Origin of the sequence: Adlercreutzia mucosicola DSM 19490 (assembly GCF_000422625.1) — a bacterium.
Taxonomy (GTDB): Bacteria; Actinomycetota; Coriobacteriia; order Coriobacteriales; family Eggerthellaceae; genus Adlercreutzia; species Adlercreutzia mucosicola.
In genome coordinates, this window is the sequence record NZ_AUGK01000025.1 from 1 (window position 1) to 1,876 (window position 1,876).

The window sequence follows — 1,876 nt, forward strand, 5'->3', positions numbered from 1 at the left end:
AGAGGCCCACCTAGCCGACGATGGGTAGCCGGACTGAGAGGTCGACCGGCCACATTGGGACTGAGATACGGCCCAGACTCCTACGGGAGGCAGCAGTGGGGAATTTTGCGCAATGGGGGAAACCCTGACGCAGCAACGCCGCGTGCGGGACGAAGGCCCTCGGGCTGTAAACCGCTTTCAGCAGGGAAGACATCGACGGTACCTGCAGAAGAAGCTCCGGCTAACTACGTGCCAGCAGCCGCGGTAATACGTAGGGGGCGAGCGTTATCCGGATTCATTGGGCGTAAAGCGCGCGTAGGCGGCCGCCTAAGCGGAACCTCTAACCCCGGGGCTCAACCTCGGGCCGGGTTCCGGACTGGGCGGCTCGAGTGCGGTAGAGGAGAGCGGAATTCCCGGTGTAGCGGTGGAATGCGCAGATATCGGGAAGAACACCGATGGCGAAGGCAGCTCTCTGGGCCGTCACTGACGCTGAGGCGCGAAAGCTGGGGGAGCGAACAGGATTAGATACCCTGGTAGTCCCAGCCGTAAACGATGGACGCTAGGTGTGGGGGGACCTGCCCTCCGTGCCGCAGCCAACGCATTAAGCGTCCCGCCTGGGGAGTACGGCCGCAAGGCTAAAACTCAAAGGAATTGACGGGGGCCCGCACAAGCAGCGGAGCATGTGGCTTAATTCGAAGCAACGCGAAGAACCTTACCAGGGCTTGACATGCGAGTGAAGCCGGGGAGACCCGGTGGCCGAGAGGAGCTCGCGCAGGTGGTGCATGGCTGTCGTCAGCTCGTGTCGTGAGATGTTGGGTTAAGTCCCGCAACGAGCGCAACCCCCGTCCCGCGTTGCCAGCATTAGGTTGGGGACTCGCGGGAGACTGCCGGCGTCAAGCCGGAGGAGGGTGGGGACGACGTCAAGTCATCATGCCCCTTATGCCCTGGGCTGCACACGTGCTACAATGGCCGGTACAGAGGGTTGCCACCCCGCGAGGGGGAGCGGATCCCGGAAAGCCGGCCCCAGTTCGGATCGCAGGCTGCAACCCGCCTGCGTGAAGCCGGAGTTGCTAGTAATCGCGGATCAGCACGCCGCGGTGAATACGTTCCCGGGCCTTGTACACACCGCCCGTCACACCACCCGAGTCGTCTGCACCCGAAGCCGCCGGCCGAACCCTCGCGGGGCGGAGGCGTCGAAGGTGTGGAGGGTAAGGGGGGTGAAGTCGTAACAAGGTAGCCGTACCGGAAGGTGCGGCTGGATCACCTCCTTTCTAGGGAGAGCCTAGAGAACCGCCTGACCCGTCTCTCAGCATCCGGCTGCGAGGGCTCCGCGAGAGCGGCCCCCGCGCACCTTGACACCTGCATAGCGCGTGACATGAAAGTCACTGACATGATCAACACCAACAACATCAATTCCTTGAAGCAATTCAAAGTGTTCGATGGGTGCTCGCATCATGGACAAGACGATTCATCACGATCGCGAACGTATGTTATACGACGGAAATTAATTCTCATTGATATCCAATTGGACGAAACCGGTCCCGGCGCGAGCCGGGACGGGCGACCTAGGTAATGGACAAGATACCAAGGGCGCACGGCGGATGCCTTGGCACAGGAAGTCGACGAAGGACGCGGCAAGCTGCGATAAGCTGCGGGGAGGGGCAAACACCCTTTGATCCGCAGGTCTCCGAATGGGGGAACCCAGCAGGGGTCATGCCCTGCTATCCCCGCCTGAATAGAATAGGGCGGGCGAAGGCAACCGGGGGAACTGAAACATCTAAGTACCCCGAGGAAGAGAAATCAACCGAGATTGCGCGAGTAGCGGCGAGCGAAAGCGCACCAGCCCAAACCCGGGCGCGTGTAAGCGGCAGGCGTTGCCGCCCGGGGGTTGCGGGAC

General features: G+C 62.0%; 2 rRNA genes. Both read left to right on the top strand.

Annotated features, from left to right (window positions below):
• Positions 1–1,250 (top strand): 16S ribosomal RNA (locus tag G503_RS0111000); the annotation flags it as partial.
• Between the two features lie 303 nt (positions 1,251–1,553).
• Positions 1,554–1,876: ribosomal RNA gene (locus G503_RS0111005) — 23S ribosomal RNA — on the top strand; the annotation flags it as partial.